The organism is Streptomyces sp. NPDC026092 (assembly GCF_040638605.1).
In the GTDB taxonomy this organism is placed as follows: domain Bacteria; phylum Actinomycetota; class Actinomycetes; order Streptomycetales; family Streptomycetaceae; genus Streptomyces.
The window spans coordinates 1-21,649 of the sequence record NZ_JBEZYN010000040.1 but is presented as its reverse complement, the minus strand read 5'-3'; the positions used below and the strand labels follow the sequence as shown (position 1 = coordinate 21,649).

General features: G+C 72.3%; 22 protein-coding genes and 1 pseudogene. 8 read left to right on the top strand and 15 right to left on the bottom strand.

The features are described from left to right. Positions 1 to 123 precede the first annotated feature (123 nt). From AB0F56_RS35700 to afsQ1, 5 genes are all read right to left on the bottom strand, one after another. Complete coding sequence (locus AB0F56_RS35700) at positions 124 to 324, bottom strand: PspC domain-containing protein (protein WP_362017476.1); 201 nt, start codon at positions 322 to 324, stop codon at positions 124 to 126. A gap of 90 nt (positions 325 to 414) precedes the next feature. Beyond that, positions 415 to 1,002 (bottom strand): VanZ family protein, encoded by a 588-nt coding sequence (locus tag AB0F56_RS35695; RefSeq protein WP_362017474.1) that lies wholly within the window; start codon positions 1,000 to 1,002, stop codon positions 415 to 417. Positions 1,003 to 1,070: 68 nt separating this feature from the next. Next, on the bottom strand, positions 1,071 to 1,691 hold the full coding sequence (locus AB0F56_RS35690; RefSeq protein WP_362017472.1) for a hypothetical protein: 621 nt from the start codon (positions 1,689 to 1,691) through the stop codon (positions 1,071 to 1,073). Then, the gene (locus AB0F56_RS35685; RefSeq protein WP_362017470.1) at positions 1,688 to 3,181 is read right to left on the bottom strand and encodes a HAMP domain-containing sensor histidine kinase; all 1,494 of its coding nucleotides are present in this window, start codon (positions 3,179 to 3,181) and stop codon (positions 1,688 to 1,690) included. The genes AB0F56_RS35690 and AB0F56_RS35685 overlap by 4 nt, the downstream gene beginning before the upstream one ends. Further along, complete coding sequence (gene afsQ1 / locus AB0F56_RS35680) at positions 3,178 to 3,855, bottom strand: two-component system response regulator AfsQ1 (RefSeq protein ID WP_181019089.1); 678 nt, start codon at positions 3,853 to 3,855, stop codon at positions 3,178 to 3,180. Before afsQ1 ends, AB0F56_RS35685 begins: the two co-directional genes overlap by 4 nt. A 159-nt stretch (positions 3,856 to 4,014) precedes the next feature. Here afsQ1 and AB0F56_RS35675 point away from each other — a divergent pair, with 159 nt between their 5' ends. Then, positions 4,015 to 4,743 carry a SigE family RNA polymerase sigma factor gene (locus tag AB0F56_RS35675; protein WP_362017468.1) on the top strand — a complete coding sequence of 243 codons (729 nt, stop codon included), beginning with the start codon at positions 4,015 to 4,017 and terminating at the stop codon, positions 4,741 to 4,743. A 117-nt stretch (positions 4,744 to 4,860) separates the two neighbouring features. On the opposite strand, the gene AB0F56_RS35670 is transcribed toward AB0F56_RS35675, so the two are convergent. After that, positions 4,861 to 5,556, bottom strand: a complete 696-nt coding sequence (locus AB0F56_RS35670; RefSeq protein WP_362017466.1) for a hypothetical protein — start codon at positions 5,554 to 5,556, stop codon at positions 4,861 to 4,863. A 54-nt stretch (positions 5,557 to 5,610) separates the two neighbouring features. Between AB0F56_RS35670 and AB0F56_RS35665 the strand changes: the two genes are divergently transcribed. Beyond that, positions 5,611 to 5,997 carry a hypothetical protein gene (locus AB0F56_RS35665; protein WP_362017464.1) on the top strand — a complete coding sequence of 129 codons (387 nt, stop codon included), beginning with the start codon at positions 5,611 to 5,613 and terminating at the stop codon, positions 5,995 to 5,997. Positions 5,998 to 6,063: 66 nt separating this feature from the next. On the opposite strand, the gene AB0F56_RS35660 is transcribed toward AB0F56_RS35665, so the two are convergent. From AB0F56_RS35660 to deoC, 3 genes are read right to left on the bottom strand one after another with little or no spacing between them, the layout of a single operon-like run. Continuing rightward, positions 6,064 to 6,957 carry an aldehyde dehydrogenase family protein gene (locus tag AB0F56_RS35660; protein WP_362017462.1) on the bottom strand — a complete coding sequence of 298 codons (894 nt, stop codon included), beginning with the start codon at positions 6,955 to 6,957 and terminating at the stop codon, positions 6,064 to 6,066. Next, a complete protein-coding gene (locus AB0F56_RS35655) occupies positions 6,950 to 8,386 on the bottom strand; it encodes an aldehyde dehydrogenase family protein (RefSeq protein WP_362017460.1) in 1,437 nt (478 codons plus the stop codon). Before AB0F56_RS35655 ends, AB0F56_RS35660 begins: the two co-directional genes overlap by 8 nt. Positions 8,387 to 8,391: 5 nt before the next feature. Further along, the gene (gene deoC / locus AB0F56_RS35650) at positions 8,392 to 9,348 is read right to left on the bottom strand and encodes a deoxyribose-phosphate aldolase (RefSeq protein ID WP_362017458.1); all 957 of its coding nucleotides are present in this window, start codon (positions 9,346 to 9,348) and stop codon (positions 8,392 to 8,394) included. A 233-nt stretch (positions 9,349 to 9,581) separates the two neighbouring features. Here deoC and AB0F56_RS35645 point away from each other — a divergent pair, with 233 nt between their 5' ends. From AB0F56_RS35645 to AB0F56_RS35630, 4 genes and pseudogenes are all read left to right on the top strand, one after another. After that, complete coding sequence (locus tag AB0F56_RS35645) at positions 9,582 to 10,973, top strand: hypothetical protein (protein WP_362017456.1); 1,392 nt, start codon at positions 9,582 to 9,584, stop codon at positions 10,971 to 10,973. Between the two features lie 144 nt (positions 10,974 to 11,117). Then, positions 11,118 to 11,738 carry a class F sortase gene (locus tag AB0F56_RS35640; protein ID WP_362017454.1) on the top strand — a complete coding sequence of 207 codons (621 nt, stop codon included), beginning with the start codon at positions 11,118 to 11,120 and terminating at the stop codon, positions 11,736 to 11,738. A 34-nt stretch (positions 11,739 to 11,772) separates the two neighbouring features. Then, positions 11,773 to 12,405, top strand: a complete 633-nt coding sequence (locus tag AB0F56_RS35635; RefSeq protein WP_362017452.1) for a PH domain-containing protein — start codon at positions 11,773 to 11,775, stop codon at positions 12,403 to 12,405. A 305-nt stretch (positions 12,406 to 12,710) separates the two neighbouring features. Further along, positions 12,711 to 12,956 (top strand): annotated as a pseudogene (locus AB0F56_RS35630) (hypothetical protein); the annotation flags it as partial. A gap of 39 nt (positions 12,957 to 12,995) precedes the next feature. On the opposite strand, the gene AB0F56_RS35625 reads toward AB0F56_RS35630, so the two are convergent. From AB0F56_RS35625 to AB0F56_RS35610, 4 genes are all read right to left on the bottom strand, one after another. Next, positions 12,996 to 14,183: a hypothetical protein gene (locus AB0F56_RS35625; RefSeq protein ID WP_362017450.1), complete on the bottom strand. Its 1,188-nt coding sequence runs from the start codon at positions 14,181 to 14,183 to the stop codon at positions 12,996 to 12,998. Between the two features lie 186 nt (positions 14,184 to 14,369). After that, positions 14,370 to 16,037 carry a phospho-sugar mutase gene (locus tag AB0F56_RS35620; RefSeq protein ID WP_362017448.1) on the bottom strand — a complete coding sequence of 556 codons (1,668 nt, stop codon included), beginning with the start codon at positions 16,035 to 16,037 and terminating at the stop codon, positions 14,370 to 14,372. A 253-nt stretch (positions 16,038 to 16,290) separates the two neighbouring features. Further along, positions 16,291 to 17,094 carry a purine-nucleoside phosphorylase gene (locus AB0F56_RS35615; RefSeq protein ID WP_362017446.1) on the bottom strand — a complete coding sequence of 268 codons (804 nt, stop codon included), beginning with the start codon at positions 17,092 to 17,094 and terminating at the stop codon, positions 16,291 to 16,293. 181 nt (positions 17,095 to 17,275) lie between these two features. Beyond that, the gene (locus tag AB0F56_RS35610; RefSeq protein WP_362017444.1) at positions 17,276 to 17,713 is read right to left on the bottom strand and encodes a gamma-glutamylcyclotransferase; all 438 of its coding nucleotides are present in this window, start codon (positions 17,711 to 17,713) and stop codon (positions 17,276 to 17,278) included. 194 nt (positions 17,714 to 17,907) lie between these two features. Between AB0F56_RS35610 and AB0F56_RS35605 the strand changes: the two genes are divergently transcribed. Further along, positions 17,908 to 19,347, top strand: a complete 1,440-nt coding sequence (locus tag AB0F56_RS35605) for an NAD(P)H-quinone dehydrogenase (protein ID WP_362017442.1) — start codon at positions 17,908 to 17,910, stop codon at positions 19,345 to 19,347. 177 nt (positions 19,348 to 19,524) lie between these two features. Continuing rightward, positions 19,525 to 20,481 (top strand): DeoR/GlpR family DNA-binding transcription regulator, encoded by a 957-nt coding sequence (locus tag AB0F56_RS35600; RefSeq protein ID WP_362017440.1) that lies wholly within the window; start codon positions 19,525 to 19,527, stop codon positions 20,479 to 20,481. A gap of 82 nt (positions 20,482 to 20,563) precedes the next feature. On the opposite strand, the gene AB0F56_RS35595 is transcribed toward AB0F56_RS35600, so the two are convergent. Then, positions 20,564 to 21,118, bottom strand: coding sequence for a helix-turn-helix domain-containing protein (locus AB0F56_RS35595; protein WP_362017438.1), 555 nt, complete (start codon positions 21,116 to 21,118; stop codon positions 20,564 to 20,566). A 76-nt stretch (positions 21,119 to 21,194) separates the two neighbouring features. Next, a partial coding sequence (locus tag AB0F56_RS35590) for a biotin/lipoyl-containing protein (protein ID WP_362017436.1) occupies positions 21,195 to 21,649 on the bottom strand: 455 nt, incomplete at its 5' end.

The window sequence follows — 21,649 nt, the reverse complement described above, 5'->3', positions numbered from 1 at the left end:
CGGGCGCCCACGCGGGCGCCCACCCTATGGCCTGATCACGCCGCACCCGACCCCCGTGGGGCCGCACCCCCGGACCGGGTGAGCGCCCCATCGGCGTACGTACGTCCTCGCGTCCCGCTCCCGCTACCAGGCGGTGCTCGCCGACTTCTCCGCCGGGAGCAGCAGCCAGAGCGCCAGGTACAGCAGGAACTGCGGCCCGGGCAGCAGGCACGAGACGAGGAAGATGACCCGCATGGTGGTGGCCGAGGTGCCGAAGCGCCGTGCCAGCGCTGCGCACACTCCGCCGATCATGCGTCCGTCACGGGGGCGGACAAGTGCGGCCATGGTGGGCTCCTTCGGGAGGCTTCCGAAAGCCGCTCCGTCGGGCTTCCGATGACTCCATGGTCGCTCCGCACAGGGGGACAAAGCGTCGGTCTACGGGGCGATCCCGACCCTGGGAATCGTCGGGGTATGCCCCTGAGAACCCTCGTCCCGCAGGAGGGCCGAACCCCGGCCCGGCCTGCCCCGCGAGGAGGACCCGCGCGTGCTCCCGTCCCGGCCCCGCCCCCGGCGCAGCCGCGCCCGCCCGGCGGGGACCACGAGGAGATGCGCGAGCGCCACCCCGGCGGTGTTCAGGAGCAGCGAGTCCACGTCCACGACCTGCCCGGGCACCGCGGTCTGCAGCAGCTCCACGGCGAGCGACACGAGGGCCCCGGCCGCGACCGTACGGGCCAGGGAGGCCCAGGGCGAGACGCGGAGCCGGCCGTCGGCCATCGGGAGCAGGACCCCCAGCGGGGCCAGGAGCAGCAGGCCCTCGCCGATCCGCCGGACCGCCTCGGCCGGGCCGAGCGCGAGGTCCGCGCGGATCCCGGCGAGTGGGGTCAGGTTCGGCGCGGTCACCCAGGCCACGTCGCGTGGGCGGAGTGTCACCCAGGCGACGAGCAGCAGATGCGCGAGGAGGAGAGTGAACCCCACCACGCGTACGACCACGGCGGCGCTGCCGCCCGAACCTTGACGCTGCACGCACCCCAAGACGCGCCCCGTCCCGGAATCGGTTCCGCCGCGGTACGGAAGAACCACCTGGGTGGCGGTCAGGACGCCGAGGGGCTCGGCAGGCCCAGGGTCGGGGCCGCCGACTCCGGGCGCTCGCGCAGTTCGGTCGTGCAGGCGTACCGGCGCGGGGCGTACCGGCCGGGGCCGCCCAGGACCACGCTCTCCGCGCCCGCGCCCGCCGAGCTGTGCGCGAAGGTGCAGATGATCTGCGACAGCGCCGTCGGCGTCAGGTCCTCCGGCTGCCGGCTGAGCCGCAGCGTGTCCGCCGGGTCGCCCGGCTGCCCGCCGGTGACGACGAGCGGCCCCTTGACGGCCGTGGAGAACCCGGCCTCCCGCTCGCTCTCCGAGGGCTCGCTCAGCAGCTGCGCGAGCAGCGCCGACGCGGTGGCCACCGGGTTCCCGCCCGCCTTCTCCTCCGGCAGCGGCGAGCGCCGGTCCACCGCCTCCAGCTGCGAGCCGCACATCAGGTAGACGCGGACCGGGAGCCCGGTCGACTGCGGGGCGATCTCGTCGCCCGTGACGCTGCACGGCACCCGCGAGGGTCCTGGCCCTGCGTCCACGGGCACCGACGTCGTTCTGATCCCGCACCCGGAGGCGAGCGCGGCCACGGCCACGGCCGCCGCCACCATTCCCGTACGGACTGCCCTGCGGCGGCTCAACGCTCTTCCACCTCGTCCTGCTCGTCCTGCTCGTCGTCCTGCGGAAGCCGCAGCACGAACACCGCGCCGTCGCCGTCCGGCGAGTTCGCGGCGGTGATCGAACCGCCGTGGATCAGCGCGTTCTCCATGGCGATCGACAGACCGAGACCGCTGCCCTCCGACCGGGGCCGGGACGCGCTCGCCTTGTAGAAGCGGTCGAAGACATGCGGCAGGACCTCCTCCGGGATGCCCGGGCCGTGGTCCCGTACCGCGATGACCAGCTCGCCGTCCTCCGTCCGCACCGACACCCGCACCGGCGAACCGCCGTGCTTGAGCGCGTTGCCGATGAGGTTCGCCAGGATCACGTCGAGCCGCCGCGGGTCGAGCCGCGCCATGATCCCGCGCTCGGCGTCCAGGTCCACGGCGTCCAGCCAGGCGCGGGCGTCGATGCAGGCGGTGACCTGGTCGGCGACGTCGACGACGTCCAGGACGAGCCGGGCGGTGCCCGCGTCGAAGCGGGTCACCTCCATCAGGTTCTCCACCAGGTCGTTCAGCCGGCGCGTCTCGCTCACCACGAGCGCCACGGCCGGCGCGATCATCGGGTCGAGGTCGTCCTGCTCGTCCTCCAGGACCTCCGTGACGGCCGTCAGGGCCGTCAGCGGGGTGCGCAGCTCGTGGGACATGTCCGCGACGAACCGCCGGCTGGACTCCTCCCGCGCGCTCATGTCCGCGACCTTCTTCTGCAAGGACTCGGCCGCGCTGTTGAACGTACGGGACAGATCCGCCAGTTCGTCCGTGCCCGAGACCCGCAGTCGGGTGTCCAGCTCGCCCTCGCCCAGCTTCCGCGCCGCCTCGCCGAGCCGGTGCACGGGTCGCAGCACGGTCGTGGCCGCCGCCTGCGCGAGCAGCGCGGAGCCGACCAGCGCGAGCGCCGTCGCGATCCCCAACGACCAGGCGAGCGAGTTCAGATCGGCCCGCTCGGCCTCCAGGGACTTGAACATGTAGCCGGTCGGCCCGCCGCCGGTGATCCGCGTACCGCCGACCAGGTACGGCGTCTTCCCGCGCTGCGTCCGCTGCCAGAACAGGTGGTACGGGCTGGTCTCGCCGTCCGTCGCGGGCCGCGCCGTGTCCACCGCGACCCGCAGCGACTCCGGCACGTCGGCCAGCGTGAACGTGTCCGGGTTCGAGGCCCCGATGATCGGCTTGCCCGCGTCCCGCTCCCCGAGCAGCAGCACGCTGTACCCGGCGCTGCCGCTCGCCATCTGGTCGGCGGTGCGCCGCAGATCGTCCTCGGTGGGACGCAGCGGCAGCGTCGCCGCCCGGTTCTGCATCTCCTGCCGGAAGTCGTTCAGCGCGCCGTCCTGCGTCCGCGTCAGCACCGCCTCGCGGTTCAGCCAGTACGCGATCCCGGACGCGGACACCGCGGCCGTGAGCGCGACGAGCGCGAAGACGACGACGAGCCGCAGCCGGAGGCTGGTGAAGCGGAGCCCGGCGAATATCGCTTTTCTCACGCAGGGACGTCCAGCCGGTAGCCCACACCCCGGACGGTACGGATCAGGGTCGGCGAGGACGGCACGTCCTCCACCTTGGCGCGCAGCCGCTGGACACAGGCGTCCACGAGCCGCGAGTCGCCGAGGTAGTCGTGCTCCCACACCAGGCGCAGCAACTGCTGGCGCGACAGGGCCTGTCCGGGCCGCCGGCTCAGCTCCAGGAGCAGCCGCAGCTCGGTCGGCGTGAGCTGCAGGTCCTCCCCGTTCTTCGTCACGGTCATCGCCGAACGGTCGATGACCAGCGAACCGAAGGTCGCCGAGTCGGTCGACTCCCGTTCGCCGCGCCGCAGTACGGCCCGGATCCGGGCGTCGAGCACCCGCCCCTGGACCGGCTTGACCACGTAGTCGTCGGCGCCGGACTCCAGGCCGACGACGACGTCGATGTCGTCACTGCGCGCGGTGAGCAGGATGATCGGCAGCTGGTCGGTGCGCCGGATGCGCCGGCACACCTCGAAGCCGTCGATGCCGGGCAGCATGACGTCCAGTACGACCAGGTCCGGACGCTGCTCCTTGAGCAGCTTCAGGCCGTCCTCTCCCGTCGCCGCGGTGGCCACTCGGTGGCCCTGGCGTGACAGGGAGAGTTCGAGGGCCGTGCGGATGGCGTCGTCGTCCTCGATCAGCAACAGGAAAGGCACGGACGTCATTCTGTCCCATGCGGCCACCGGAGTTCGACTGTGCGGCAGGACCCGCCCCTGTGACACGGCTGTGACAGTCGGCGGACACCCCGATGAAAGTGCCCGGGCAGAGTTCTTGGCACACGGACCGAACAGACTCCAACCGACGGGGGGCGCGAGATGAACGCACTGCACAGCACCACCACGAGCGCAGTGGTCACGCGTCTCCACGATGTCGTCGTGCGGGGCGGGACGGAGAAGTCCGGCGGTGTGAACGGACGGGGGTGCGTTCGCGGCGCCGGGCGTCAGCACAAGGCGCCGTACATGGTCGCCGTGGCTGACGGGGGAGCGGCGTACGGGGAGGTCAAGGGGGAGCGGCAGTCGGCGTCCGAGGCGGAGTTCACCGCCTACGTCGCCGAGCGTCGTGCCTCCCTGTACGCCACCGCCTACCACCTGACCGGTGACCGGTTCGAGGCCGAGGACCTGCTGCAGAGTGCGCTGTTCTCGACGTACCGGGCCTGGGACCGGATCAGTGACAAGGCGGCGGTCGGCGGCTATCTGCGCCGCACCATGACGAACCTGCACATCAGCGCGTGGCGCCGGCGGAAGCTCAACGAGTACCCGACGGAGGAGCTGCCGGAGACGGCGGGCGACACGGACGCGATGCGCGGCACGGAGCTGCGCGCGGTCCTGTGGCAGGCCCTGGCCCGGCTGCCCGAGCTCCAGCGCACGATGCTGGTGCTGCGCTACTACGAGGGCCGTACGGATCCGGAGATCGCGGAGATCCTGGACATCAGTGTCGGCACGGTGAAGTCGAGCATCTGGCGCTCGCTGCGAAGGCTGCGCGAGGACGAGGTGCTGAGCTTCGGCCGTGACGAGGAGGAGTCCTTCGGCGAGCTGGTGGCCTGAAGGTACGGGGGGAACAACGGGGGGACGTACGGGGGTACGGGGGAAAAGGCGCGGGCGGTACAAGCCGGGGGAGCTTGTACCGCCCGCGTCGTCGTCTGCGTTTCGGGCTTCCCGCGCCTATCGCGCCGCGGGAGTGCGGTGGCGGCCCGCCGCGGCGGCGGCCAGGCGGCCCAGGGCCTCCTGCTTCGCGCAGGGGTGGGCGCCCAGTTCGGTCTGGCGGGCCACGATGGAGCGCTCGGAGCGCATCAGGCGCCAGCCGCGGCGGAGCAGGAACGGGACCGACTTGCGGCCCTCCTTGAGGTCGCGCAGGAGCCGGCGGCGGAACGTCGTCGAGGGGCGGCCTCGCAGGCACAGCGCGTCGGCGAGGACGCCGAGCTCCTGGCAGCGCTCCACGATCTCCGCCGCGAAGATCCCTTCCGCCACGAAGAGCGGGGTGCGCCCGATGTCGAGGGCCTCCCGGTCGACGCGCGAGCTGCTGGCGAGGGAGTAGACGGGCACGTCCGTACGGCCCGAACGGCACAGGTCCACGATCGCGGCGACGGCCGCGTCCGCGTCCCAGGAGCGTGGGGAGTCCCAGTCGATGTCGAGGCTGTCCGCGACCAGCGGGAGCGTCGGGTCGTCGCCCTCCTTGTAGAAGTCGTCGAGGCGCAGGACCGGGAGGCCGGTGGTGGCGGCGAGGGACGACTTGCCGGAGCCTGAGGGGCCCGCGAGCAGGACGACACGAGTCGGGATCGGTTGGGAACTCACGGGACACCAGTGTGAACCATTCCCCCGGGCAGGGGACCCCCGAGGAGGGGGGTTGGTATCGAGCATCACACCTCAACTACGCTCGGTGTCCCTGTCATCACCCAACGTCGAAGGACTCTCATGGCGCGTCACAAGGAATCCAGGAGCGCCCGCCGGGGCGCCCTGCTGAGGGCCGGGCTGACCGCGACGGCGGCCGGGGCGGCCGTGCTCGGCCTCGGGGGAGCCGCCCAGGCGGCCCCGCTGCCGCTGCCGGTCGACTCGCTCGTCGGCAGCGACGCCGCGTCGGCCCTCGGGGCCACCGGGCACGCCGTGGGCCCGCTGACCAACCTCCAGCTGGACCCGCTGGCGAACACCGGGGTCGACCCGCTCGACAACGGGCTCGGCACCCAGGTCGCCGACTTCAAGCCGGTGGGCACGAACCTCGTGACGGACCACGTCACGAAGGGCGGGGGCCTGGACGACCTGCCGCTGGTCGGCGAGGTGACGGGGCTGCTGCCGAAGGCGTAGCGGGACGTCGGCGGGCATGGGAAAACGGCCCCCGGGCGCACGCCTGGGGGCCGTTTCTCCGTGCTGCTAGTACGAGGAGCCGCTCGCGCCCAGGCTGCCCGTGGGGTGCCAGACCGTCTTCGTCTCCAGGAAGGCCGTCAGGCGGTCCGTGCCCGGGGAGGCCGTGAAGTCCACGGCGCGGGGGCGCAGGACGCGCTTGAGGTTGTCCGCGGCCGCGATCTCCAGCTCACGGGCCAGGTCCGCGTCCGCGCCCGTCAGGTCGATCGCGTTGACGTCCTGGTGGGCCGCCAGGTGCGGGCCCATCTCCGCGGCCTTGCCGGAGAGGATGTTGACCACGCCGCCCGGCAGGTCCGAGGTGGCGAGCACCTCGCCCAGGGAGAGCGCCGGGAGCGGGGACTTCTCGCTCGCGACCACGACCGCCGTGTTGCCCGTGGCGATGACCGGGGCGATGACGGAGACCAGGCCCAGGAACGAGGAGTCCTGGGGCGCGATCACGGTCACGACGCCGGTCGGCTCCGGGGTCGACAGGTTGAAGTACGGGCCCGCGACCGGGTTGGCGCCGCCCACGATCTGGGCGATCTTGTCCGTCCAGCCCGCGTACCAGACCCAGCGGTCGATGGCCGCGTCGACGACCGCCGCCGCCTTGGACTTCGACAGGCCCTCCGCGTCCGCGACCTCGCGGACGAACTGGTCCCGGCGGCCCTCCAGCATCTCGGCGATGCGGTAGAGGATCTGGCCCCGGTTGTAGGCCGTCGCGCCCGACCAGCCGCCGAACGCCTTGCGGGCGGCGACGACCGCGTCACGGGCGTCCTTGCGGGAGGAGAGCGGCACGTTCGCCAGCCAGTTGCCCTTGGAGTCCGTCACCTCGTACACCCGGCCGCTCTCGGAGCGGGGGAACTTGCCCCCGACGTACAGCTTGTAGGTCTTGAAGACGTTCAGGCGCGTCTGCTGCTCAGACATCGAGGTAGGCCTCCAGACCATGACGGCCACCCTCGCGGCCGAAGCCCGACTCCTTGTAGCCGCCGAAGGGCGAGGTCGGGTCGAACTTGTTGAACGTGTTGGCCCAGACGACACCCGCCCGGAGCTTGTTGGCGACCGCGAGGATGCGGCTGCCCTTCTCCGTCCAGATGCCCGCCGACAGGCCGTACTGGCTGTTGTTGGCCTTGGCGACCGCCTCGTCCGGCGTACGGAACGACAGCACGGAGAGGACCGGGCCGAAGATCTCGTCGCGGGCGATGGTGTGCGCCTGCGTGACGCCGGTGAAGAGCGTCGGGGCGAACCAGTAGCCGGCGGACGGGATCTCGCAGGCCGCCGTCCAGCGCTCGGCGCCCTCCGCCTCGCCCCGCTCGACCAGCGAGGTGATGCGGGCCAGCTGCTCCGAGGAGTTGATGGCGCCGATGTCCGTGTTCTTGTCCAGCGGGTCGCCCAGGCGGAGGGTGGACAGGCGGCGCTTCAGGGAGTCGAGGAGCTCGTCCTGGATCGACTCCTGGACCAGCAGGCGCGAGCCCGCGCAGCAGACCTGGCCCTGGTTGAAGAAGATGCCGTTGACGATGCCCTCGACGGCCTGGTCGATGGGGGCGTCGTCGAAGACGATGTTCGCGCCCTTGCCGCCCAGCTCCAGGGTGACCTTCTTGTCCGTACCGGCGATGGAGCGCGCGATGGCCTTGCCGACCGCCGTGGAGCCGGTGAACGCGACCTTGTTGACGTCCGGGTGCTCGACGAGCGCCGCGCCCGTCTCCCCGTAACCGGGAAGGATGTTGACGACGCCCTTGGGCAGACCCGCCTGGCGGCAGATGTCCGCGAAGAACAGCGCGGTCAGCGGGGTGGTCTCGGCCGGCTTCAGGACGACCGTGTTGCCCGTCGCGAGCGCCGGGGCGATCTTCCACGCCAGCATCAGGAGGGGGAAGTTCCAGGGGATGACCTGGCCGGCCACGCCCAGCGGGCGCGGGTTCGCGCCGTAGCCCGCGTGGTCGAGCTTGTCGGCCCAGCCCGCGTAGTAGAAGAAGTGCGCGGCGACCAGCGGGAGGTCCGCGTCGCGGGTCTCCTTGATCGGCTTGCCGTTGTCCAGGGTCTCCAGGACGGCCAGCTCGCGGCTGCGCTCCTGGATGATCCGGGCGATCCGGAAGAGGTACTTGGCGCGCTCGGCGCCGGGCAGCGCGGACCACTTCTCGAAGGCCTTGCGGGCCGCCTTCACCGCGCGGTCGACGTCCTCGGTGCCCGCCTGGGCGACCTCGGAGAGGACCTCCTCGGAGGAGGGGGAGACGGTCTTGAAGACCTTGCCGTCGGCCGCGTCCACGAACTCGCCGTCGATGAACAGGCCGTAGGAGGGCGCGATGTCGACGACGGACCGGGACTCGGGCGCCGGTGCGTACTCGAATGCAGATGCCATGATGATCAGTCCACCGTCACGTAATCGGGGCCGGAGTAGCGGCCGGTCGCCAGCTTCTGACGCTGCATGAGCAGGTCGTTGAGCAGGCTGGAGGCACCGAAGCGGAACCAGTGGTTGTCCAGCCAGTCCTCGCCGACGGTCTCGTTGACCAGGACCAGGAACTTGATGGCTTCCTTGGTGTTGCGGATGCCGCCGGCCGGCTTCACGCCGATCTGGACGCCGGTCTGCGCGCGGAAGTCGCGGACCGCCTCCAGCATCAGGAGCGTGTTGGCCGGGGTGGCGTTGACCGCGACCTTGCCGGTCGAGGTCTTGATGAAGTCGGCGCCCGCCATCATGCCGAGCCAGGAGGCGCGGCGGATGTTGTCGTACGTGGAGAGCTCGCCGGTCTCGAAGATGACCTTCAGGCGCGCGGCGCCGGAAGCCTCCTTGACGGCCCTGATCTCCTCGTAGACCTTCAGGTACTTGCCCGCGAGGAAGGCGCCGCGGTCGATGACCATGTCGATCTCGTCGGCCCCGGCGGCGACGGCGTCGCGGGTGTCCGCGAGCTTGACGTCGAGCGCGGCGCGGCCGGCCGGGAAGGCGGTGGCGACGGAGGCGACCTTGACGTCGGAGCCCTTCAGGGCGGCCTTGGCGGTGGCCACCATGTCGGGGTAGACGCAGACCGCGGCGGTCGACGGGGTCGTACGGTCGGTCGGATCGGGATTGACGGCCTTGGCGGCGAGCGCCCGGACCTTGCCCGGGGTGTCCGCGCCTTCGAGCGTCGTCAGGTCGATCATGGAAATGGCCAGGTCAATGGCGTAGGCCTTGGCCGTGGTCTTGATCGATCGGGTGCCGAGGGACGCGGCGCGCGCCTCCAGGCCGACGGCGTCGACGCCGGGCAGCCCGTGGAGGAAGCGGCGCAGCGCGCCGTCGGACGCGGTCGCGTCGGCGAAAGCGGAAGCTGCGGATGCAGTGGTGGGCATGGTCACCAGTCGAGCATATCTACGCGCGTAGCGGCCTGTACAGCCCCGTGTTTCCGGAACGGGATTCGTGACGGCCGTCACGGTCCTGTGACATGGAACGGACAGCTCCCCCATACAAGATCATTAAATTCTTTCTCAGCAGCCAGCCAGAACTCACCGGCCCCGACCGAACGAGATGTCAGCGGCATGCGGCTCTTCCTCATCCGACCTGTATCTCATCCACAGGAGTCGTTATGCGCACCGCCCTTCGCACCGCCGTCGCCACCGCTCTCGTCGCGGGTGCCGTCCTCACCACCCCGGCCCTCGCCGCGGGAACCGCCTTCGCCGCCGACGCGAAGCCGGCCGCCGGCGCTGGGAAGGCCGCTGACGCCCCCGGCACCCTCGTTCGTACGGAGACCCTCCGCGACGGCACCATCGCCAAGATCTACAAGGTCAACGCCCTCAACCACCGCGCCGAGCTCTTCTTCGACGGCAAGCCCGTCGGTGTGGTCGACGCCAACACCCGGTGGGCCGTCGGCAACAACAACGGCACCTTCTTCGTCCTCACCGAGGAAGGCCGGACGATGTCCTGGGTGGGCAACTACCTCCCCGGTGCGAAGCCCGGCCTCTACAAGCTCGCCGACGGCACCGTCGTCGAGCTCGCCCAGCACCCGAAGGACGGCCGCTACGGCCTCAAGCCGGTCGAGGGCGGCAAGGGCAGCGGCTTCATCTACCTGAACGGCGACCGGCAGGTCTGGAAGTACGGCAAGGCCGTGGTCGTCCTGGAGCGCGACGGCGGATTCGCCGCGTACGTTCCCGGCTCCAAGGTCCAGGCGGCCCCTGCCCTGGTGGGCACGGGCGGTGGCCAGGGTCCGGAGACCCCCGTCGGTGACAAGATCGGCACCCGCAAGCTCGCCGACGGCACGGTGGGCGACCTGTGGCGCCACGCCAAGGGCCACTACACGCTGGAGCTGAAGACCGCCGCCGGCAAGCCCCGCGGCAGCGTCACCGCCGGTGGCCCCGGCGGCAAGGCGGAGAAGGGCCAGCAGTTCGGCGAGATGTGGGTGACCCTCGACAACAAGGGTCAGGTGGGCTCCTGGCTCAACCGGAACCTCGGCACCGACTACTCCGACACCACCAAGGGCTGCACCGTCACCCGGCACAGCGGCTCGGCCTTCGACGAGCTGAGCCTGGAGCTCGTCAACAGCCCCTCGGGCCCGCTCGCCCGGATCCACCACGACGACGAGGGCAAGGTCCTGGCGACCCTGACCGAGTCGAAGGGCACCGCGCTCGCCGCCGGCGTGTGGATGTCGCGGGCGGCCGGCGGGAAGCTGCCGTTCGTGCAGATGCGTACCGCCCAGCCGGGTGAGTTCTTCCACCTGGACTTCCCCGCCCTGCCGAAGGGCTGCGAGGACGGCACCCCCGGCACCGCGCCGACCACGCCCGCCCCGGGCACGTCCACCGGCGGCGGCTCCGGCCAGACCACCGTCGTCCCGCAGGGCGGCGTCGCCGCCGGTGCGGAGATCGGGAGTGTCGAGGGCGCCAACGACACGGCGCTGCTCGCCTCCGGCCTCGGCGCGGCCTCCGTCGTCGCCGCCGGTCTCGGTTTCACCGTCCTGCGCCGTCGCGCCGCCGCCCGCGGCTGACCACGCTCGTCCCACCCCTGCCCTCGACCCGAGGGCTCGTTCCACCCCCTGCCCCTTGACCCGAGCAGGAGCAACACCCCACCCCGGGCCGGCCGTCGCACACTCCGTGCGGCGGCCGGTCGCATCACCGCCCGGAGCCGCCCCGTGAACCGCCGTCGTACCGCGTCCGCCCTGCTCGTCCTCGCCGCCCTGACCGCTCTCACCGGGTGTGGCGGTGCCGCGCCCGCGCCCGCCGCCGCCACCGCGCCGCCCGCGAAGGTCGTGGAGGCCGCCTCGCCCGCGCCCACCGCGTCCGCCGCCCCGATGGCGCGCTCCAAGCCCGTACGGGTGCGGGTGCCGGCCGCCGGGGTCGACACCGGGCCCGTGCTCGAGCTCGGGCTCGCCGGTGACGGGACCGTCGAGGTTCCGTCCGAGGCCGACGCCGAGCGCATCGGGTGGTACGACAAGGGCGTCACCCCGGGCCAGACCGGCCCCGCGATCCTCATCGGGCACTTCGACACCGCCCGCGGCCCCGCCGTGCTCAAGAACGTCGCGAAGGTCCGCGTCGGCGACGAGATCACCGTCACCCGTGCCGACGGCACCGACGCCGTCTTCCGCGTGCGCGAGCTGGAGCAGGTCGACAAGAAGACCTTCCCGACCAAGAAGGTGTACGGGGACACCACCCGGCCCGAGTTGCGGCTCATCACCTGCGGGGGCGAGCTGGTCGACGGGCACCGCCCCGACAACATCATTCTCTACGCCGATCTGGTCACCCGAGCCGCCTGAGCCGAGCGGCGGGGGCTGAGGCAGAATCGGCACCATGACGAGCCCCCAGCCGCCCGCCGAGCCGGCCTTCGCCGACCGTGTCTTCCGTTCGCCCCTCGGGATCGCGGGCGGGGTCCTGCTGATCGGGCTGACCACGTGGTTCTGCGTCGACGCCATGGTCCGGGGCACGGGGCGCACGCCGTGGCTCGCGCTCGCGAGCCTGCTGCTCGTCGTGCCGCTCGTGGTGGCGTTCACGATCCGCCCGGCGGTGTACGCAAACGAGGAGCGGCTGCGGATCCGTAACCCCTTCCGCTACATCACGCTGCCCTGGGCCTCGGTCGCCGACGTCCGGGCCGGGTACTCCAGCGAGGCCCTCACCCAGGACGGGGGCACCTTCCAGCTCTGGGCCGTGCCCGTCTCGTTGCGGCAGCGCAAGCGCGCGGCCCGGCAGCAGGCACGTGCGTCGCAGGACGACCCGCACGGCCGCACGTCCGTGCAGGCGCGGGTGGACGACCGGGACCGGCTCGCCCCGGCCGACCAGACCATCGCCGACCTGCGCGAGCTGGCCGAGCGCTGCGCGAGCCGACCGGAGGCGCAGGGGGCGCCGCAGGTGCGCTGGGCGTACGAGATCATCGCGCCGGCGGTGGCGGGGCTCGTCCTGCTGATCATCCTGCTCGCCACCGGCTGACGCGCCAGGGGCCGCCCGAACCGGTCCCACCGGCCGGCGCCCCCGCGCCTGTCCGGTCCCGTCGACTTCCGTCGGGTTTCGTGCCCCCCTCCGGGCGCGTACCGATGAGTCCCTTCTGGACCCCGAGCGTGTGCCCAAGGGGCGTCCTGGGGGCAACCGACCTTCAGGGAAGCGCTGTCTGTTCGACATGGGAATGGACGGGCGGTAGACCTGGCGCCCGGTGGCGCAGAACGGTCGCGTGATCGCCCGTTCAGGGGAGTGTTTCTCGGATCACGCGAGCTGTCGCGCGGCTCTGCGCCTAGACCATCGCCGAGCTCAAGTCCGAGATCACGATCGTCATCGTCACCCACAACATGCAGCAGGCCGCCCGCGTCTCCGACTCCTGCGCGTTCTTCCTCGCCGAGCAGGGCACCCCGGGCGTGATCGTCGAACACGGCGCGACGGAGGACATGTTCGGCTCGCCGCAGGACTCCCGTACCGCCGACTGCCATGGCTCCGCCATGACGCCCTCCTCCGCCTTGCGATCCACGGCACCAGACCCCGCTCCCTGATCCGGCCTGATCCAAACGAAAGGCCCTAGACCGCGTGCGCTACGGCGCGCCCTCCCACACCAGCAGCATGTACCCGCCCAGCCACGCCGAGGACAGCGCCGCCCCGCCGAGCACCAGGGCGGCCACACGGCGGCGCGCCCGGGCGACCGCGAGCGCGAGCGGGAGCAGCAGCGGGAAGTCGGGCAGCAGGAACCGGGCGCGGGGGAAGTACACGCCCCCGCTGCCGAGGACCACGAACAGCAGCACGCCCGCGAAGACCAGCAGCGGCAGCGGCTGGCGGTCGGCGACGCAGAGCACGAACAGCGCGGCGGCGGCGATCAGCACGACCGAGACCACGACCAGGAACAGCTGCGGTTCCTGGAGGTAGACGAACTGCCTGCGCAGCTGGCGCAGCGTTCGCGAGCCGCCGTCCACCGTGTTGTGCCAGGACCTCTGCACCACGAAGTACCCGTCCCAGCGACCGAGCCGCAGCCCCACCCAGCCGACGTACCCCAGCCAGCCCAGGGGAGCGGCGAGCGCGGCGACGAGCGCCGGGCGGCTGCCCGCGCGCGCCGCGAGCAGCCCCGCCACCGACACCGCCGCGGCGACCGCGATCCCCGTCGGCCGGGTGAGCCCCGCCGCCACCCCGAGCCCCGCCGCCCAGGCCCAGCGTCCGTCCAGGACCGCGTACAGCGCCCACGCGGCGAGCGCCGTGAACAGCGACTCCGTGTACCCCATCCACTGGACGACGGCGACCGGCAGCGCACCCCACAGCACCGCGAGGACCGTGCCCACCCGGCGCCCGTACAGCCGGTCGCCGACCGCGAAGATCCCCCAGGCGGCGGCGAGCGAGCAGACCACGGCGAGGACCAGGCCGACCGAGGCGCGCGAGCCGGGCGTGACCGCCGCGACCGCCTTGATCAGGGCCGGGTAGAGCGGGAAGAACGCCAGCGGCCGGTGACCCGGCGGCTCACCGGGCGGCTCCGGCTCGTACCCGTGGTCCGCGATCGCGAGGTACCAGAGCGAGTCCCAGCTCCTCGCGAGCGTCGGCCAGATCCCGTGGCCCTGGGCGTGCGCCCAGCGGCCGAGCACGAGGAGTCCCAGGAGCCGTACGGCCAGATAGCCGAGGAGCGCGGGCGCCGCGTGCCGCAGGGCGCCGCGCACCCGCCTGGGGAGCCGGACATGCCCTGGGGACGGCGGCCGCCGGGAGGCCGGAACGGTCGGACGGGCGGTCAGGACCGGGGGCACTGCGGCGGCTCCAGGGAGGCTCGGCGGGACACCGGGTCACCCTGGCGGGAACCCCCTGATCGCGGGAGGCGCGTTACGTCGGTCGGCGCAGCGGATTCACCCGTACGGGAACGGTCGTCCGCACGCGACGAGGCCCGTACGGAATCGCTTCCGTACGGGCCTCGGCAGGAGCGGGCGGGCTCGTTGTTACAGGCCCGCCGCCTCCGACAGGTCACGCTTGATCGCGGCGAGGATCTCGGCGCCCTTCGCGCGGGCCGTCACCAGCTCGCTCGCGTCGGCGACCGGGACCACGACCTCCAGGTAGCACTTGAGCTTGGGCTCCGTGCCGGACGGGCGGACGATCACCCGGGCCATGTGCTCGCCCTCCAGGTAGTAGCGCAGACCGTCCGTCGGGGGCAGCGACTCCGTGCCCTTCGTCAGGTCCTCCGCCGTCGTCACCGTCAGACCCGCGAGGTGGACCGGCGGCCGCTCGCGCAGCGTGCTCATCGCGTTCGCGATGACGCTCAGGTCCTCCACGCGCACCGACAGCTGGTCCGTGGCGTGCAGCCCGTGGGCCACCGCCAGGTCGTCGAGGAGGTCGGTCAGCGTGCGGTTCTGCTCCTTGAGCACCGAGGCCAGCTCCGCGACGAGCAGCGCCGCCGTGATGCCGTCCTTGTCGCGGACGCCCTCGGGGTCGACGCAGTAGCCGAGCGCCTCCTCGTAGCCGTACCGCAGGCCGTCCACGCGGGCGATCCACTTGAAGCCGGTCAGCGTCTCCTCGTACCCGACACCCGCGGCCTCGGCGATGCGGCCGAGCAGCGAGGACGACACGATCGACTCCGCGAAGACGCCCCGGGCGCCCTTGTGCACGAGGTGCGCGGCGAGCAGCGCGCCCACCTCGTCACCGCGCAGCATCCGCCAGCCGCCCTCGACCGAGGCGTCCGGCACGGCGACGGCGCAGCGGTCGGCGTCCGGGTCGTTGGCGATCACGATGTCCGGGTCCACGGCGCGGGCCGCCTCGAAGGCGAGGTCCATCGCGCCCGGCTCCTCCGGGTTCGGGAAGGCGACCGTCGGGAACGCCGGGTCCGGCTCGGCCTGGGCGGCGACGAGCGCGGGCGGCGGGAAGCCGGCGCGGGCGAAGGCGGCCGTGACGACGTCCTTGCCGACGCCGTGCATGGCCGTGTAGACGGTCCGGGCGGTACGGGGGGAGCCGGGGGTCAGGACGGCGTCCGTACGGGCCAGGTAGGCGTCCAGGACCTCGTCACCGAGGGTCTCCCAGCCGGTCTCCGGGCGCGGCACGTCGTGCAGCGAGCGGACCGCGTCGATCTCGGCGGCGATCTCGGCGTCGGCGGGCGGCACGATCTGCGAACCGTCGCCCAGGTAGACCTTGTAGCCGTTGTCGCGCGGCGGGTTGTGGCTCGCGGTCACCTCGACACCGGCGACGGCGCCCAGATGCCTTATGGCGTACGCGAGGACGGGCGTCGGCAGCGGGCGCGGGAGCACGGCGGCGCGGAGTCCGGCGCCGATCATCACGGCGGCGGTGTCGCGGGCGAAGTCGGCGGACTTGTAGCGCGCGTCGTAGCCGATGACGACGAGGCCGGCGCCTCCTTCCCTCTGGGCTGGCTCCTTCGCCTTGAGGTACGCGGCCAGGCCGGCGGCGGCGCGGATGACGACCGAGCGGTTCATCCGCATGGGCCCGGCGCCGATCTCGCCGCGGAGGCCGGCGGTGCCGAACTGGAGCGTGCCGGCGAAGCGGGCGGCGAGCTCGTCGCTCGGGCCGCCCTCGATGAGCTTCGCGAGCTCCTCGCGGGTCTCCGGATCGGGGTCCTCGGCGAGCCAGGCCTGGGCCCGGGCGAGGAGGTCGTCCTGCGTCACGGTGTGCCTTTCGGGTGTGCGGGTGGGGAGGGCGCGGGGTGGGTGCGGGGCGCGGGTGGGTGCCCGCTGCGCGGAGCCTTCCCCCACCCCGCCCCTTCCCGAAACCGGGGCTCCGCCCCGGACCCCGCGCCTCGAACGACACGGCCGCAGGCCGTACGGGGGGCTGGGGGCTTGCCCCCGGTTCGGGAAGGGGCGGGGTGGGGAAGGAGCCCCGCGCAGCGGCCCCGCACCCGCGCCCCGCCCCCGCCTTACCTCAGATGCGGTCGAGGACCCGCGTGAGCAGCTCGCCCATCCGGGCCGCCGAGTCGCGGCCGGCCTGGAGGACCTCCTCGTGGTTCAGCGGCTCGCCCGAGAGGCCCGCGGCCAGGTTGGTGACCAGGGAGATGCCCAGGACCTCGGCGCCCGCCTCGCGGGCCGCGATGGCCTCCAGGACGGTGGACATGCCGACCAGGTCGCCGCCCATGACACGGACCATGTTGATCTCGGCCGGGGTCTCGTAGTGCGGGCCGGGGAACTGCACGTAGACGCCCTCTTCGAGGGTCTCGTCGATCTCCTTGCACAGCGCGCGCAGGCGCGGCGAGTAGAGGTCGGTGAGGTCCACGAAGTTCGCGCCGACGATCGGCGAGGCGGCCGTCAGGTTGAGGTGGTCGCTGATCAGGACCGGCTGGCCGGGGCGCATGCCCTCGCGCAGACCACCGCAGCCGTTGGTCAGGACGACGGTCTCGCAGCCGGCGGCGACGGCGGTGCGCACACCGTGGGCGACGGAGGCGACGCCCCGGCCCTCGTAGAAGTGGGTGCGGCCCAGGAAGACCAGGACGTGCTTGGCGCCGATCTTGTACGAGCGGACCTTGCCGCCGTGTCCCTCGACGGCCGGCGGCGGGAAGCCGGGCAGCTCGGTCACGGGGAACTCGGCCTCCGGAGCGCCGAGCGCGTCGACGGCCGGCGCCCAGCCGGAGCCCATGACGAGGGCCACGTCGTGCGTCTCGATTCCGGTCAGCTCGCGAAGTCGCGCGGCAGCGGCCTCGGCGGCCTCGTACGGGGTGGCAGTTGCGTTCACTGACTCTCTCGCCTCGGGGAGGGGGGTCCGAGGGGAGCCCCGGACGGATTTCGTACCCGCAGAAGCCTAGCCCGAGAATTCCTACGCGCGTAGATGACGATGCTGACGGACATGCGATCGTTGTCTTGTCGTTTCCGACGAATGGGCTAGTGGCCACCCCGATGGGCTTCCCCCGCCTCCCTCAGCACGGGCGCTTGCGCAGCTCCATCACATAGTCGTGCGGGGCTCCCGCCGACTCCGCCGCGTCGGCCACCTCGCCCAGGTAGCGCGCGGACGGCAGCCCGCCCTCGTACGCGTTCAGGACGTACACCCAGGCCGGCTCCTCGCCGTCCAGGGTGTGCACGCGGAGCCGCATCCGCCGGTAGATGTCGAGGTTGACACCCTCCCAGCGGTCCATGGAGTCCTCGTCCATGGGCGCGATGTCGTACAGCGCGACGAAGACCTGGGAACGCGGCGCCTCGACGATGGTGGCAAGCGCGCCCTCCCAGCCCATCTGCTCGCCGCCGAAGGTCAGCCGCCAGCCGTTGAGCCAGCCGGTGCCGCGCAGCGGGGAGTGCGGGGCGCGGCGGGTCATGAGCCGCGCGTCGAGGTTGCCGGCGTACGCGGCGTAGAGCGACATGGGATCGAGGGTACGGGAGGGGAGCGGGTGTCCGCGGAAGTGCGAGGTGGGGCCGATCGGTGGCCCCGGCGCGAGTCCGCCTCTCGCGTACGGGACAATGGGGTACGCACTTGAAGCGTGCGGGACAATGGCGTACGCACTGCAGCCCAGCGGGGGACCCCCCGGCAGAACGAGAGCGCGAGGCGTAGATCCCAGTGACCCGGATCGTGATCATCGGCGGCGGACCCGGCGGATACGAGGCTGCCCTGGTGGGGGCCCAACTCGGCGCGGAGGTGACCGTCGTCGACTGCGACGGGCTCGGCGGCGCGTCCGTCCTCACCGACTGCGTCCCCTCGAAGACCCTCATCGCGACGGCCGAGGTGATGACGACCTTCGACTCCTCGTACGAGGAGCTGGGCATCATCGTCGCCGACGACACCCCGCACGTGGAGCAGGCCGCCCGCGTCGTCGGCGTCGACCTCGGCAAGGTCAACCGCCGGGTGAAGCGCCTCGCGCTCGCCCAGTCCCACGACATCACCGCCTCCGTCACCCGGGCCGGCGCCCGGGTGCTGCGCGGTCGCGGCCGGCTCTCCGGCCGGCAGGCCATGGACGGCTCCCGTCAGGTGATCGTGACGGCCGCCGACGGTTCCGAGGAGGCGCTGACCGCCGACGCCGTCCTCATCGCGACCGGGGGCCACCCGCGCGAGCTGCCCGACGCCCAGCCGGACGGCGAGCGGATCCTCAACTGGACCCAGGTCTACGACCTCAAGGAGCTCCCCGAGGAGCTCATCGTGGTCGGCTCCGGTGTCACCGGCGCCGAGTTCGCCGGCGCCTACCAGGCGCTCGGCTCGCGGGTCACCCTCGTGTCGAGCCGCGACCGCGTGCTCCCCGGCGAGGACCCGGACGCCGCCGCCGTCCTGGAGGACGTCTTCCGCCGCCGCGGCATGAACGTCATGGCCCGCTCACGCGCCGAGTCCGCCAAGCGCGTCGGCGACCGGGTCGAGGTCACCCTCTCCGACGGCCGGGTCATCTCCGGCACCCACTGCCTGATGGCCGTCGGCGCCATCCCGAACTCGGCCGGAATGGGTCTGGAGGAGGCCGGGGTCCGGCTCAAGGACTCCGGGCACATCTGGACCGACAAGGTCTCCCGTACCTCCGCCCCCGGCGTCTACGCGGCCGGCGACGTCACCGGCGTCTTCGCGCTCGCCTCGGTGGCGGCCATGCAGGGCCGGATCGCGATGTACCACTTCCTCGGCGACGCGGTGGCCCCGCTGAACCTGAAGACGGTCTCCTCGAACGTCTTCACCGACCCCGAGATCGCCACCGTCGGCTACACGCAGGCCGACGTGGACGCGGGCAAGATCGACGCCCGGGTCGTCAAGCTGCCGCTGCTGCGCAACCCGCGCGCCAAGATGCAGGGCATCCGGGACGGCTTCGTCAAGATCTTCTGCCGCCCGGGCACCGGGATCGTGGTCGGCGGCTGTGTCGTCGCCCCCAAGGCGAGCGAGCTCATCCACCCGATCTCGATCGCGGTCGACAACAATCTGACGGTCGAACAGATCGCAAACGCTTTCACCGTGTACCCCTCCCTGTCGGGCTCGATCGCGGAAGTGGCACGGCAGTTGCACACCCGAAAGGCGACGGGCGAGGCCTGATCACCCGCCGATCACCCCTCCCGCCTGGGGGGATCTGGACAACCCCCGGCAAGGCGGGGCATAGAACGATCAACGGCGGGGCCTCCCATACCACTTGGAGGCCCCGTCTGTGCGTATCTTCTGCAATTCGGCGCATAGTGCTGAAAAGTTCCGGCCGCGCAGGTTACTGTCAGTTTCGTGTTCGCTGCAGAACGTCGTCAGTTGATCCTCGAAATGGTGCGCGCCAACGGAGCTGTGTCGCTCCGGGAGCTCGCCCGCGTCGTCCAGACCTCAGAAGTGACCGTACGACGAGACGTACGGGCCCTTGAGGCAGAAGGACTCCTCGACCGCCGGCACGGCGGTGCGGTACTGCCGGGCGGCTTCACGCGAGAATCCGGCTTCCCGCAGAAATCCCATCTCGCCACCGCGGAGAAGACGGCCATCGCCGACGTCGCCGCGAGCCTCGTCGAAGAGGGCGAGGCCATCGTCGTCGGTGCGGGGACGACCACGCAAGAGCTCGCGCGCCGGCTCGCCCGCGTGCCCGGTCTGACCGTGGTCACCAACTCCCTGCTCGTCGCCCAGGCCCTCGCCCACGCCAACCGGGTCGAGGTCGTCATGACCGGCGGCACCCTGCGCGGCTCCAACTACGCGCTGGTGGGCAGCGGGGCCGAGCAGTCCCTCCAGGGGCTGCGGGTCTCCCGGGCCTTCCTCTCCGGCAGCGGTCTGACCGCCGAGCGCGGGCTCTCCACGTCGAACATGCTCTCCGCGAGCGTGGACCGGGCGCTGGTGCAGGCGGCCGCCGAGGTCGTGGTCCTCGCCGACCACACCAAGCTCGGCACCGACACCATGTTCCAGACGGTGCCCACGGACGTGATCACCCGCCTCGTCACCGACGAGCCCCCCGCGCACGACGACCGGGCCGCGACGGAGCTTCAGGCGCTGGCCGACCAGGGCGTGCAGATCGCCGTGGCCGGCACCGGCGCGGGCGGTGACCACCAGGTCCCCCCGCCCGGACGCCCCCGCCGCGACGTCCCCCTCCCGGGACAGCGGGCCGCCCACCCGGGTGGCCGGCTCCGCAGCGCGGGCGGGGCACTGACCGGTGAGGTGCTCGCCCCCGAGCGCGCGGCGCGGGTGGCGGACATGCGGCGGCGCTGAGGCGCTCAGGCTCGTACGAAGGCTCGGTTCAGGGGTCCCTCCCCCAGGGGGCCCACCGGGTGCGCCGGGGCCGACTCCGGGCTCAGGGCTTCAGACCGCGTACGGTCAGGGCCAGCAGGCGGTCGGCCAACTCCGGGTCCTCCGGGGACTGTTCCGCCGCCAGGGCGATCGCGTTGGCCAACCGCATCAGATCGCCGATCGACACCTCGTCACGTACCGTCCCCGCCCTCTGGGCCCGGGACAGCAGGGCCTCGCCCGCCGCGTGCAACGGGACACCGCACTGCGCGAGCGCCGAACGCGCGTCCCGAGAACCCGACATGGCGGGCATCAACGCCCGGGACAACCCCCGGTACTCACTCGCATGAGTGATCAGGCAGCGCAGCCACTCCACGAGCGCCGGGCACGGCGACTCCGCCCCCGCCAACTCCTCGCCACGCTGCATCAGCGCGGCGAGAGCCTCCTGGAAGACCGCGTTGATCAGCGCCTCCCGAGTGGGGAAATGCCGGTACAGCGTGCCGATGCCCACCCCCGCACGGCGCGCCACGTCCTCGAGGGAGGCGTCGGTGCCGTGCTCGGCGAAGGCGGCGCGGGCCTCGGTCAGCAGCCGTTCGTGGTTGCGGCGCGCGTCGGCACGCATGCGGTCATCCCTCCGGATACGGGCGAAGGGCCCACCGGCGGTGTGCCTGCGGGCCCTTCGTGCAACGGGTGTGCGGTCAGTCCTTGATCTCGCAGATCGCGGCGCCGGACGTGATGGAGGCGCCCACCTCCGCCGAGAGACCCTTCACCGTGCCGGAGCGGTGCGCGTTCAGCGGCTGCTCCATCTTCATGGCCTCCAGGACGACGATCAGGTCGCCCTCCTTGACCTCCTGGCCCTCCTCGACGGCCACCTTGACGATGGTGCCCTGCATCGGGGAGGCCAGGGTGTCGCCGGAGGCCGTCGGGCCCGACTTCTTCGCGGCGCGGCGCTTCGGCTTGGCACCGGCGGCCAGGCCGGTACGGGCCAGGGTCATGCCCAGCGACGAAGGCAGCGAGACCTCCAGGCGCTTGCCGCCGACCTCGACGACGATGGTCTCGCGGCCGGTCTCGTCCTCGTCGGCTTCGGTGCCGGCGGGGGCGAAGGGCTTGATCTGGTTGTCGAACTCGGTCTCGATCCAGCGGGTGTGGACCG